7 protein-coding genes are annotated in these 12483 nt (G+C 73.2%); 3 read left to right on the plus strand and 4 right to left on the minus strand.

What is annotated here, in order from left to right:
* Positions 1-87: 87 nt before the first annotated feature.
* Positions 88-1797: a maltose alpha-D-glucosyltransferase gene (gene treS / locus ACFTXQ_RS14015; protein WP_382639987.1), complete on the minus strand. Its 1710-nt coding sequence runs from the start codon at positions 1795-1797 to the stop codon at positions 88-90.
* Positions 1794-3788 carry a maltotransferase domain-containing protein gene (locus ACFTXQ_RS14020; RefSeq protein ID WP_382639990.1) on the minus strand — a complete coding sequence of 665 codons (1995 nt, stop codon included), beginning with the start codon at positions 3786-3788 and terminating at the stop codon, positions 1794-1796. The genes treS and ACFTXQ_RS14020 overlap by 4 nt, the downstream gene beginning before the upstream one ends.
* A 711-nt stretch (positions 3789-4499) precedes the next feature.
* Between ACFTXQ_RS14020 and glgP the strand changes: the two genes are divergently transcribed.
* The gene (glgP, locus tag ACFTXQ_RS14025; protein WP_382639993.1) at positions 4500-7142 is read left to right on the plus strand and encodes an alpha-glucan family phosphorylase; all 2643 of its coding nucleotides are present in this window, start codon (positions 4500-4502) and stop codon (positions 7140-7142) included.
* Between the two features lie 175 nt (positions 7143-7317).
* On the opposite strand, the gene ACFTXQ_RS14030 is transcribed toward glgP, so the two are convergent.
* A complete protein-coding gene (locus tag ACFTXQ_RS14030) occupies positions 7318-8319 on the minus strand; it encodes an Lrp/AsnC family transcriptional regulator (RefSeq protein ID WP_382639996.1) in 1002 nt (333 codons plus the stop codon).
* 128 nt (positions 8320-8447) lie between these two features.
* On the opposite strand from ACFTXQ_RS14030, the gene ACFTXQ_RS14035 reads away from it, so the two are divergent.
* Together ACFTXQ_RS14035 and ACFTXQ_RS14040 are read left to right on the plus strand one after the other, a co-directional pair.
* Positions 8448-9980 (plus strand): MFS transporter, encoded by a 1533-nt coding sequence (locus tag ACFTXQ_RS14035; RefSeq protein ID WP_382639999.1) that lies wholly within the window; start codon positions 8448-8450, stop codon positions 9978-9980.
* A gap of 156 nt (positions 9981-10136) precedes the next feature.
* A complete protein-coding gene (locus ACFTXQ_RS14040) occupies positions 10137-10949 on the plus strand; it encodes a hypothetical protein (protein WP_382640001.1) in 813 nt (270 codons plus the stop codon).
* A gap of 71 nt (positions 10950-11020) precedes the next feature.
* Here ACFTXQ_RS14040 and ACFTXQ_RS14045 read toward each other — a convergent pair whose 3' ends face one another.
* Positions 11021-12478 (minus strand): nitronate monooxygenase, encoded by a 1458-nt coding sequence (locus ACFTXQ_RS14045; protein ID WP_382640004.1) that lies wholly within the window; start codon positions 12476-12478, stop codon positions 11021-11023.
* Positions 12479-12483 lie beyond the last annotated feature (5 nt).

The following is a 12483-nucleotide window of genomic DNA, read 5'->3' on the forward strand; positions in this document are numbered from 1 at the left end:
CTTCTCCGGTATGTGCGGGTGTCGGGTCAGGATGGTCCGTACAGGGGCGGGCGGTTGACCCGTTCGAGCTGCCCGCCCCGTACCCGGCTACTGCTCGGCGCGCTGCTCCGTACGCAGCCGGAACCAGTAGAAGCCGTGGCCCGCCAGGGTCAGCAGGTACGGCCACTCGCCGATCGGCGGGAAGCGCACATCACCCGTGAGCTCCACCGGGACCCGTCCGTTGAACGACCTCAGGTCCAGTTCGGTGGGCTGCGCGAAGCGCGAGAAGTTGTGCACGCACAGCACCAAGTCGTCCCCGAACTCGCGCAGGAACGCGAGCACCGCCGGGTTGGACGAGGGCAGTTCGGTGTACGAGCCGAGTCCGAAGGCGGGGTTCGCCTTGCGGATCTCGATCAGCCGGCGGGTCCAGTGCAGCAGTGAGGAGGGCGATGCCATCGCGGCCTCGACATTGGTGACCTGATACCCGTAGACCGGGTCCATGATGACCGGCAGGTTCAGCCTGCCCGGATCGCAGGAGGAGAAACCGGCGTTGCGGTCCGGGGTCCACTGCATGGGCGTGCGGACGCCGTCGCGGTCGCCCAGCCAGATGTTGTCGCCCATGCCGATCTCGTCGCCGTAGTAGAGCACCGGCGAACCGGGCAGCGACAGCAGCAGGGCGGTGAACAGCTCCATCTGGTTGCGGTCGTTGTCCAGGAGCGAGGCGAGCCGGCGCCGGATGCCGATGTTGGCCCGCATCCGCGGGTCCTTGGCGTATTCGGCGTACATGTAGTCGCGCTCTTCGTCGGTGACCATTTCGAGGGTCAGCTCGTCGTGGTTGCGCAGGAAGATCCCCCACTGGCAGCGCTCCGGGATCGCCGGGGTCTTGGCCAGGATTTCGGAGACCGGGTAGCGGGACTCTCTTCGGACCGCCATGAAGATGCGGGGCATGACGGGGAAATGGAAGGCCATGTGGCATTCGTCCCCGCCCTTCGCGAAGTCGCCGAAGTAGTCGACGACGTCCTCGGGCCACTGGTTGGCCTCGGCGAGCAGCACGGTGTCCGGGTAGTGCGCGTCGATCTCGGCCCGGACCCGCTTGAGGAGCTCGTGGGTGCGGGGCAGGTTCTCGCAGTTGGTGCCCTCCTCGGCGTAGAGGTAGGGCACGGCGTCGAGGCGGAAGCCGTCGATGCCGAGGTCCAGCCAGAAGCGCAGGGCGGAGATGATCTCCTCCTGCACGGCCGGGTTCTCGAAGTTCAGGTCCGGCTGGTGCGAGAAGAAGCGGTGCCAGTAGTACTGCTTGCGTACGGGGTCGTACGTCCAGTTCGAGGTCTCGGTGTCGACGAAGATGATGCGGGCGTCCTGGTACTGCTTGTCGTTGTCCGCCCACATGTAGTAGTCGCCGTACGGCCCTTCCGGGTCCTTGCGCGACTGCTGGAACCACTCGTGCTGGTCGCTGGTGTGGTTCATGACGAAGTCGATGATCACCCGCATGCCGCGGGTGTGCGCCGCGTCCACGAACTCCACGAAGTCGGCGAGGTCGCCGAACTCGGGGAGCACGGAGGTGTAGTCGGAGACGTCGTAGCCCCCGTCGCGCAGGGGTGAGGCGAAGAACGGCGGCAGCCAGAGGCAGTCGACGCCGAGCCACTGGAGGTAGTCCAGTTTGGCGGTGAGCCCCTTGAGGTCCCCCACTCCGTCCCCGTTGCTGTCGTGGAAGGAGCGGACGAGGACCTCGTAGAAGACGGCCCGCTTGAACCAGTCGGGATCGCGGTCCTTGGCGGGGGTGTCCTCGAACGTGTCGTGGACGGGGTCGTTGATCATCATGTGGTGGGTGACCCTCCGGTGGGCGGGGACGGTCGCAGAGCGGCAAGTACGTGCGCGGGCGTGCGGCCCGGTTCCAGACGCACGTAGTTCGCCCTGCCCCAGTGATAGGTCTCGCCGGTGAGCTCGTCGCGCACCGCGAGGGACCCGTGCCAGTCGAGGCCGAGTACCGGCATGTCCAACGAGACCGTCGCCTCCTGGGTGTGGTGCGGATCGAGGTTGACGACCACCAGTACGGAATTGGCGCCCGCGTGCTTCGAATAGGCGATCACCTGTTCGTTGTCGGTCGTGTGGAAGTGGATGTCGCGCAGCTGCTGGAGCGCGGGGTTGCGGCGGCGCATCCGGTTCAGGGCGGTGATGAGCGGGGCGATGGTGCGGCCCTCGCGGTCGGCGGCCGCCCAGTCGCGCGGCCGGTACTCGTACTTCTCGGAGTTCAGGTACTCCTCGCTGCCCTCGCGGACGGGCTCGTTCTCGCAGAGCTCGTAGCCGGCGTAGACACCCCAGGCGGGGGAGAGGGTGGCGGCGAGCACCGCACGCACCTCGAAGGCGGGACGGCCGCCGTGCTGGAGGTAGGCGTGCAGGATGTCCGGGGTGTTGACGAAGAAGTTCGGCCGCATGACGGAGGCCGAGGGGGTGTCCGCGAGCTCGGTCAGGTACTCGGTGAGCTCGGCCTTGGTGTTGCGCCAGGTGAAGTAGGTGTACGACTGCTGGAAGCCGACGGCCGCCAGCGCGCGCATCATCGCGGGCCGCGTGAAGGCCTCGGCCAGGAAGATGACGTCCGGGTCGGACTTGTTGATGTCCGCGATCACCTTCTGCCAGAAGACCACGGGCTTGGTGTGCGGGTTGTCCACGCGGAAGATGCGGACGCCGTGGTCCATCCAGTGCCGCAGGATCCGGCAGGTCTCCTGGACGAGGCCGGCCATGTCGGTGTCGAAGTGGATGGGGTGGATGTCCTGGTACTTCTTCGGCGGGTTCTCGGCGTACGCGATCGTCCCGTCGGCGCGGTGGCGGAACCACTGCGGGTTCTTCTCCACCCAGGGGTGGTCAGGGGAGCACTGGAGGGCGAAGTCCAGGGCGATCTCCATGCCCAGCGCGCGGGCGCGGGCGACGAAGGCGTCGAAGTCCTCGATGGTGCCCAGGTCGGGGTGGACGGCGTCGTGACCGCCCTCGGTGGAACCGATGGCCCACGGCACCCCTGGGTCCCAACTGCCCGCGGACAGCGTGTTGTTGGGGCCCTTGCGGTACGTGCTCCCGATGGGGTGGATGGGCGGCAGGTAGACCACGTCGAAGCCCATGGCGGCGATCGCCGGCAGCCGCTCGGCGGCGGTCCGGAAGGTTCCGCTGACCGGCGCCCGGCCCGGCTCGACCACGGCCCCCTCGGACCGCGGGAACATCTCGTACCAGGAGCCGAAGAGGGCGCGCTTGCGCTCGACCAGCAGCGGGAGGGGCTTGGCGGCCGAGACCAGCTCGCGGTACGGGCGCCTCGCGAAGGCGGCGTCGACGGCGGGATCGAGGGCGGCGGCGTACCGGTGGGCCGGCTCCAGGTCCTCGTCGCGCATGGTCTCGGCGGCGGCGAGCACGGCCCCGCGGCCGTCGCGCTTGGGGATCCGGGCGCCGGCGCGCTCGTAGACCTCGGCGCCTTCGAGGAGGGTGAGGCCCGTGTCGATCCCGGCGGGGATCTTCACGGCGGCACAGGCCCGCCAGGTGGCCACCGGATCGCTCCACGCCTCGACGGTGTACGTCCACCTCCCCTCGACCTCGGCGGAGACCCGGGCCCCCCACCGGTCGGTGCCCGGGGCGAGCTCGCGCATCGGCACGGGGGGCCGCAGCCGCCCGCTCGGGTCTCGGAGCACGACGTGCGCGGCGACGGCGTCGTGTCCTTCGCGGAACACGGTGGCGGAGATCTCGAACACCTCGTCCACCACCGCCTTGGCGGGTCTGGCGCCGCAGTCGACGGCGGGGCGGACGTCCAGCACGGGAATGCGACCGATCATGATGGGATCACCTGGGGGCAGTTCGCAGGGCTCGGGGTGACAACAGGCCAGCCGGAATCACGGCTGGTAGTGCACGCTCTGTTCGCTCTGTTTCTAGCCGCTCGGTGGACGGCTGGGCTGCGGGCATGGCCGCTCCTGTCCGCGTTCACTCGGGTGGCGGGGAGAGGTTGGGGGCGGGTGCGCCGTGCGTGTACCACGTGTACCCGGGGAGCCCTTCCCACTCTCACCCCGCCCAATCCGCGCTCTGGGTTAACTACTCGTACGTAGTGGCGGGGCCGATGGACAGCGCCTGGCCGACATCCGCCGGGGCTCCGTCAAGTCGCTCAGGACTACCTGATGTAGGGACACGCCACGCGGACCCCGCCCGTCACTCGTCCCCCTCCAGGCCCACCCCACGCCGGCCCCAAAGAGGGAGGAGTCGCACAAATGCCCACCCCCGAAGCCGGCCCGCACCGCCGGGCGCGCCCGCCGCAGTTGTCCGGATCGACCCCGCGCCGCCATCAGCGGCCCCTCACTCCGGCACCCGTCGGTCTCAGCATGTGGAACGCGGAGCCGGCGGCGCGGGCGGCGACCGGGCGGCCGACCCGCCGGGCCGGGCGGAGGCGGCATGGTCGGTGCGGGCGGGCGGCGCTAGCCTTCCGGGGGTCGATGCGCGGATGCACAGCGTGGTGCGGCCGCTCCGATCCGTCATCCCCTGCGAAGGTGGAACACGTGAAGGCTATCCGTCGATTCACCGTGCGCCCCGTCCTCCCGGAGACCCTGCTGCCGCTCGCCGACCTCGCGCGCAATCTGCGCTGGTCGTGGCATGCCGAGACCCGCGAACTCTTCCAAACCGTCGACCCCGAGGGCTGGCAGGCCGCCGGCGGCGATCCCGTCCGGCTGCTCGGTGCCGTCTCCGCCGACCGGCTCGCGGAGCTGGCCGCCGACCGGCGGTTCCTGCGGCGGCTCGCCGTCGTCGCCGCCGACCTCGATGACTACGTCAACGGCGGGAGGTGGTACCAGAGCCAGAGTCAGGAGAACGGCCCGGAACTGCCCGCCGCCCTGGCCTACTTCTCCCCCGAATTCGGCATCACCGCCGCCCTGCCCCAGTACTCCGGCGGCCTCGGCATCCTCGCCGGGGACCACCTGAAGGCCGCCAGCGACCTCGGCGTCCCGCTCATCGGCGTCGGGCTGCTCTACCGGCACGGCTACTTCCGCCAGTCCCTCTCCCGCGACGGCTGGCAGCAGGAGCACTATCCGGTCCTCGACCCCAACGAACTCCCGCTCGACCTGGTCCGCCACGAGGACGGGACCCCGGCCCGGGTCTCGCTGACCCTGCCCGGCGGCCGCGCCCTGCACGCGCACGTCTGGCAGGCCCGCGTCGGGCGCGTCCCGCTGCTGCTCCTGGACTCCGACGTCGAGGACAACGACGCCGCCGCCCGGGAGGTGACCGACCGGCTCTACGGCGGCGGCAGCGACCACCGGCTGCTGCAGGAGATGCTGCTGGGGATCGGCGGGGTGCGCGCGGTGCGCGCGTACTGCCGGATCACCGGGCACCCGGAGCCCGAGGTGTTCCACACCAACGAGGGCCACGCCGGGTTCCTGGGGCTGGAGCGCATAAGGGAACTGGAGCGGGAGCAGGGGCTCGGTTTCGACGCCGCCGTCGAGGCGGTCCGCGCCGGGACCGTGTTCACCACGCACACCCCCGTCCCGGCCGGCATCGACCGCTTCGAGCGGGCCCTGGTCGCCCGGCACTTCGGGGAGGGCGGGGAACTGGACGGCGTCCCCGTCGACCGGATCCTGGAGCTCGGCGCCGAGTCCTACCCCGGCGGCGACCCCGGCGTCTTCAACATGGCCGTCATGGGACTGCGCCTGGCCCAGCGGGCCAACGGCGTGTCCACCCTGCACGGCGCCGTCAGCCGGGAGATGTTCGCCGGGCTGTGGCCCGGCTTCGACCCGGCCGACGTGCCCATCACCTCGGTCACCAACGGGGTCCACGCCCCGACCTGGGTGGCCCCCGAGGTCGTCCGGCTCGGCGCCCGCCAGATCGGCCCCGGGCGCACGGAGGACGCGCTGTCCGTCGGCGGCTCACCGCGCTGGGACGCGGTCGCCGACATCCCGGACCAGGACGTGTGGGACCTGCGCCGCGTGCTGCGCGAACAGCTGGTCCAGGAGGTACGGGACCGGCTGCGCGCCTCCTGGCGCCAGCGCGGGGCCGCCGACGCCGAACTGGGCTGGGTGGACTCCGTCCTGGACCCGGACGTGCTCACCATCGGCTTCGCCCGCCGGGTGCCCTCGTACAAGCGGCTCACCCTGATGCTGCGCGACCCGGACCGCCTGCGCAGGCTGCTGCTCGACCCGGACCGGCCGGTGCAGATCGTGGTCGCGGGCAAGGCGCACCCGGCGGACGACGGCGGCAAGCGGCTCGTGCAGGAGCTCGTGCGGTTCGCCGACGACCCGCGGGTGCGGCACCGCATCGTCTTCCTCCCCGACTACGGCATGGCCATGGCACAGAAGCTCTATCCGGGCTGCGACGTCTGGCTGAACAACCCGCTGCGGCCGCTGGAGGCGTGCGGGACCAGCGGGATGAAGGCCGCCCTGAACGGCTGCCTCAACCTGTCCGTGCTGGACGGCTGGTGGGACGAATGGTTCGAGCCCGACTTCGGCTGGGCCATCCCGACCGCCGACGGGCTCGGCGCGGACGAGGACCGCCGCGACCACCTGGAGGCGAACGCCCTCTACGAGCTGATCGAGGGCCGGGTCGCGCCGCGCTTCTACGACCGGGTCGGGCGCACCGGGCTCCCCGTGCGGTGGATCGAGATGGTGCGGCGCACCCTGGTCTCGCTCGGGCCGAAGGTGCTGGCCGGCCGGATGGTGCGGGAGTACGTGGAGCGGCTCTACGCGCCGGCCGCGCTCGCCCACCGCGCGCTCACTCCGGAGGCGGCACGCGATCTCGCCTGGTGGAAGGGCCGGGTCCGGGCGGCCTGGCCGCGGGTCGGCGTCGAGCACGTCGAGGCCCTCGCGGCGGCTCCCGTCGACGGCACCGCCGAGCTGGGGGCCACCCTCACGCTGCGCGTGCAGGTGTCCCTGGACGCGCTCGCGCCCGAGGACGTGGAGGTCCAGGCCGTCGCCGGGCGGGTCGACCCGCACGACGTGATCCGGGACGGCCGGGCCTTCCCGCTCAAGCCGGCCGCCGGGCCCGACATGGAGGGGCGCTGGGTGTACGAGGGGCCGCTCGCCCTCGACCGTACGGGGCCCTTCGGGTACACGGTGCGCATCCTGCCGGCGCACCCACTGCTGGCCACCCCGGCCGAACTGGGGCTGGTCGCCGGGCCGGTGGACACCGATGCGGGAGGTGGCGTACTGCTGCGGTAGGTGCCGGGGGCCGGGCGGGGCCGGTTCCGGCGGTGCCGGGCGCGCGCCGGGGTACCTCCTCGGGCGCCGAACGTGGCAAGGGGCCGGACAGTGGCGGCGGGACAGCGTTCGGCGCCCTGCGGGGGCACCCCGGCACACACCCGGCCCCGCCGAAACCGGCGGCGGGGGCGTCCCGTCAGGGGGTCGGTGGGGGGTCCACCAGGCGGCCGTCCTCCACCAGCATCCCGGCCCGCTTGACGCTGCGCAGGGTCGGGATCAGCTCCACCTGGCCCACGCCGTCCACCGCGCCGATCCGCTCGGTCAGATACGTGTAGAGGGCGTCGGTGTCCCGGCACACCACCACCGCCATCAGGGAGGCGGCGCCCGTCACGGCCGCCGCGAACGCCACCTCGCGGTGGCTCGCCAGCGCCGCCCCCACCTCCGCCAGCCGGGCCGGCGGGACGGTGAGCACCAGCGTCGCCTCCGCCTCGTAGCCGAAGTGCGTCGGGACGAACTCCACGTCGAAGAAGAGGGCCCCGACCTCGCGCAGCCGCTCCAGCCTGCGGCGGGCCGTGGACTCCGACAGCCCGGTGGCGCGCGCCAGTTCCGGGTACCCGGCGCGGCCGTCCCGGCGCAGCACGGCGAGCAGCGCGGACTCGGCCTCGTCCAGTACGTAACGCTCCGGCCCGGGTTCGGCCGGCGGCCGGGCCAGGGCCGCGACCTGGTCCGGGCGCAGCAGGGCGGTACCCGTCCACGCGTCGGATCCGCCGAAGAACTTCCGCAGGATGGTGTGGGCGCTGATGCCGGTCACCCGGCGGGTGCGCGGCAGTTTGTCCAGCAGCAGGGCGTCCCGGTCCTGGCGGGTACGGGCCCGGGTCATGCAGTGGATCTCCGTACCGCCCGAGTTCAGGGTCACCCACGCGATGTCCGGGCGCCGGGCGAGCGCCTCGGCCACCGGGAGCGCCGCGTCGGGCGCGCACTGCACCCGCAGCCAGGACTCGAACAGCCCGACGCGGCTGCCCTGGGGCAGTCCGACGACGCGGATCAGGCCGGTGGTCCGCAGCCGCCGGTAGCGGCGTACGACGGTCTGGTCGGAGACCTCCAGCACCTCGGCGATCCGGCTGAAGGGGGCCCGGCCGTCGACCACGAGGGCGTGGACCAGGCACTGGTCGAGCAGGTCCAGCTCCGTGTCGTTCATGGTTTCCATCATGTCAGGGGTGTCTGTGAGGGAAATCCGCCAGGGAGGGGCCGGTGGGTGGGGGATGGGGGCGGGGGCTGAGACCTTGGGGTCACCGGCTCCGCCCTGATGACCCGAGGAGAACTCCCATGCGCAAATGGCTGCCGCTGACGGCCGTCTGCCTAGGGGCATTCATGCTCCTGATCGATGTCACGATCGTGACCGTCGCCCTGCCCGACATGGCCGCCGACATGCACAGCGGATTCGCCGGCCTCCAGTGGGTCATGGACGTCTACGCGCTCGCCCTGGCCGCCCTGCTGCTCGGCGCGGGCTCGCTCGCCGACCGGATCGGCCGGCGGCGCGTCTACCTGGGCGGCCTCGGGCTGTTCGCCGCCGCCTCGCTGGCCTGCGGCCTGGCGACCGGCCCGGCCGCGCTGGTCGCCTTCCGCGCCGTCCAGGGCGTGGGCGGAGCCGCCATGTTCGCCACCACCATGGCCCTGCTCAGCGGGGCCTACCAGGGCCGCGACCGCGGGGTGGCGTTCGGCGTGTGGGGCGCGGTCAACGGCGCCGCCGCCGCGGCCGGACCCATCATCGGCGGGCTGCTGACCGAGCACTTCGGGTGGCGCTGGATCTTCTTCATCAACCTGCCCGTCTGCGCGCTGGCCGTCTACGTCACCCTCAAGGCGGTCGCCGAGTCCCGTGCTCCGCACGCGGGCCGCCTCGACCTGCCCGGCATGGCCACCTTCACCGCGGGCGCGGGGGCCGTCACGTACGCCGTGATCCGCGGCGGCGAGAACGGCTGGACCTCCGCCACCACCCTCGGCCTGCTCGCCTTCGCCGCGGCCGCCCTCGCCGGCTTCGTGCTCGTCGAACTGCGCAGCCCCCACCCGATGCTGGACCTCTCCCTCTTCCGCAGTCGTACCTTCGTCGCCGTCATGGCCGCCGGACTGCTGCTGTCCGGGGCCGCGTTCTCGTACCTGATGTACGTGTCCCTCTGGCTGCAGTCGGCCGAGGGGATGAGCCCCGTCGCCGCGGGCCTGGTGCTGCTGCCGCTGAGCGCGGCGGGATTCGTCGTCGCCGCGGCGGCCGGGCGGCTGCTGCACGGGGTCTCGCCCCGGCTGACGATCGGCGTCGGGCTGCTGCTGATCGGCGTGGGCGCACTGCTCCAGGCCTGGATGCTGGACGCCGGGGACGGCTGGACCGCGCTGGTCCCGGGGCTGCTCGTGACCGGCGTGGGGGTGGGCGCCGCGACCCCGGCGCTGGCCGCGACCGCGATGGCGGCCGTGACCCCGGCCCGGGCGGGCATGGCCGGCGGGGCCCTGAACACCGCCCGGCAGTTGGGCACCGCCCTCGGCATCGCCGTGCTCGGCGCGGTCTTCCACGCCGGGCTGCGCTCGGGCCTGGGCGGGGCCGGGCGGGGGCTGTCGGAGCCGCTGGCCGCGGGCGGCGCCGGGCGGTTGCTGGCCGAGGCGCCGGCGGGGGCGGCCCGCGAGACCCTGAACGGGCTGGTGGACGCGGCCTTCGCGAGCGGCCTGCGGGACACCTTCCTCGTCTCGGCGGCGATGGGCCTGGCCGGCGCCCTCGCGGTCTTCCTGCTGATCCGCGGAACCTCCCGCACGGCGGCCGTGCCGCGCCCGGCCGGGGCTCCGACGGCGGAGCGCACGGCGGCGGCACGCTCGTAACACGACCCGGCCATAAGGCGGGTGGCCGGGCATCTGACGGGTGAACCTTCGAACGCGCTGCGCATGCCGAATCGTTTCGGCGCAGGGGTCCGCTCCTACGCTGCCCGCGGATGCCACCGGACCCGGTATCCGCGGAACCCGAGAAACGGAATCCTTATGCGTCTTAGCACCACCGCCGCCGTGTTCGCCGGCGCGCTCGCGCTCGTCCTGCCCACCGCCGGTCCCTCGCTGGCCGACGACCACGGCGGCCGCAGCCTGGGCACGCTCCACTACCGGTTCGCCGACGGCAACGGCGGCGAGCGCACCGCGCAGATCCGCCCCGCGGAGAACGACACCTGCTACGTGCTCACGCGCGCCTCCGAGAACGAGCCGGCCGTCGAGGTGGCGAACGAGACGGAGTCCCTCGCGGTGCTCTTCGACAACCGCAGCTGCGACGGCAAGGCGGAGCGGACGCTGCGCCCGGGCGAGCGGGCGCGCAGCGTGGAGGCCGTCTCGGTCCTCTTCAAGCCGGTCGACGAGGACGGTTCGGGCCGTCCGGACGAGGGCCGCGGCGAATGGAACGGCCGTGACGACGAGGGCCGCGGGGACCAGGGCCGCGGCGACGAGGAAGGCCGCGACGACCAGGGACGCGGCGAGCACGGCCGCGACGACCAGGGCCGTGGCGACCAGGGCGGTGACGACCAGGGTCGCGACGACCAGGGACGTGGCGAGCAGGGTCGCGACGACCAGGGCCGCGACGACCAGGGACGTGGCGAGCAGGGCCGCGACGACCAGGGCGACCAGGCCGGGGAAGAGCAGGGCCGCGACGAGCAGGGCCGCGACGAGCAGGGCCGTCCGGACAACGGCGCCCGCGAGGACCAGGCCTGGTCCCCGGACAACGGCGGCCGCCCGGACGGAGCCGCCGGCGAGGAGTCGGAGGAGGAAGGGCCGGAGGACATCTTCAGCACGATCTTCCGCACCATCGGCTGACCCCCGCACCTGCGACCCCTTCGGACGGACCGGGCCCGGCACCCCGCAGGCGGGTGCCGGGCCCCCGTGCGTCAGGAGGCGCGTGCCGCCCCGGGCGCCAGCCAGTCCACGACCTCCGCCGCCGTGTAGGGCCGCGCGTGGGGGGAGAGTTCGGGCAGGAAGGACAGGTCCTTGCCGATCGTCACCAGCGGGGGTTCCACCCGGCCGCCCGGCCGCCGCTGCGCCAGCCCGATGGTGGCCAGCAGCCCGTTGCACAGGCATCGGCGCCCCTTCGTGTCGGCCGCGTCACCGCCCTTGCGTACGTACGCCTCCACCGGCTCGGCGGCACACCGGTAGGCGAGAGCGCGCGGCCCCCGTACGGGAGTCCGCAGGAAGCCCAGGTCGCACACCCGGCGGCGGGCCGCGGCCACTTCGGGCTCGGAGAGCGTGCCGGGCAGCTCCGCCACCTTGAAGGGGAACGCCGTCGGCGAGGCCTCGGGGTCGTTGCGCACGGTGAGGGTGCCGGCCAGGGACCGGCCGCGCAGCTCCGCGCGCAGGCGCGGGTCCATCCCGGACTCCTCGCACAGGGCGAAGGCGCTGCCGATCTGCACCCCGGCGGCCCCCTGGGCCCGGGCGGCGGCGACGGCCTCCGGGGAGGCCTGGCCGCCGGCGAGCCAGAACGGCAGTCCGAGCGCCGCCACGGTGGCGAGATCGGGATGGTCGCGCGGGCCGTAGACCGGCTCGCCGCGCTCGTCGAGCCTCATCGGCCCGCGCGGCGGGGCGCTGTGCCCGCCGGCCCCGCTGGTCTCGATCACGAAGCCGTCGGGGCGGGTCGCCGCGTCGCGGGCCAGGTAGGCGGCCAGTACCGGCAGCGACACGATGGCCAGCACGTCCGGGCGGCGCAGGGGGCCCGGCAGGTGGCCGGCGAGGAGCGCGGCCGGGTCGAAGAGGTGGTCCAGCGGCTCCTCCTCGTCCGCGACCGCGATCCGCGTCACGCAGGCTTCGTAGCGCGCCAGCCGCGAGGCGAGGGCCGGGATCTGACCGGGGACTCCCGCGCCCACGAGCACGTGGTCGACGCCTGCCAGGATCGCGCCGAACATGGCGGGCGCGGTGGCCAGTTGGATCTTCTCCAGGTAGTTGATGCCGACGACGCCGTCATGTCCCTCCTTCGCTAGCCAGACCTCGGCGAAGTTGCCGAGGACGGTGAGGATTTCGGCCTGGGACCCGCCGGCCGCGCGCAGCCGGGGGGTGGTCCGCATCGGGACGCCCTCGTCGAGGCCGTCCTCGCGGAAGTAGCAGTCGAGCGCGGTCTGCGCGAGCTCGGGCAGCGGGAAGGCGGCCAGGGCCCGGCGGACGTGCCCGCCCGGGTCGCCGGTCTGGAGCACGCGGGCCAGGACGACGTCCAGCGCGGTGCCGGAGACCACGCCCAGCTGCCCGGTCCGGGACACGGCCCGCGCCAGCCGCCAGCCGGAGACCCCGACGCCCATGCCGCCCTGGATCAGCCAGGGGCGCCGGGCGGCGGCGGGAGCGGTCGTGGGGGGCTGCGGCATGGGGC

The sequence above is a fragment of the Streptomyces sp. NPDC057010 genome (assembly GCF_042673805.1).
Lineage (GTDB): Bacteria > Actinomycetota > Actinomycetes > Streptomycetales > Streptomycetaceae > Streptomyces.